The sequence below is a fragment of the Herbaspirillum sp. WGmk3 genome, assembly GCF_023952535.1.
Classification (GTDB): domain Bacteria; phylum Pseudomonadota; class Gammaproteobacteria; order Burkholderiales; family Burkholderiaceae_D; genus Herbaspirillum; species Herbaspirillum huttiense.
Window position 1 is genome coordinate 1 of record NZ_JAKYWT010000131.1, and the last position, 247, is coordinate 247.

Sequence of the window (247 nt, forward strand, 5' to 3'; positions counted from 1 at the left end):
TGCCATTCCAGTAGTGCAGGGCTTCCTGTCCGACACCACAGGATCCATGAGACTCAGTTTTATCGTAAACGCCTTCTGCTTCACCGCGATCTTCGTGTTCTTCTTAGTCGTCGATCGTCGCGATCAGAAACAAATCTGTGACATCGCACCTGCTGCTCTGAAGGAGGCCCCTCATGCCAACCACTGACCTCGAGATCATCCTGTACCCAGAACTGTTTGACGAAAGGCGACGTGACGTTCTCCGAAC

At 52.6% G+C, this 247-nt stretch carries 1 protein-coding gene; it reads left to right on the forward strand.

The window, feature by feature from the left end; genetic code table 11:
- A partial coding sequence (locus MKD49_RS26195) for a hypothetical protein (protein ID WP_371925524.1) occupies nucleotides 1-187 on the forward strand: 187 nt, incomplete at its 5' end.
- Nucleotides 188-247: the final 60 nt, after the last annotated feature.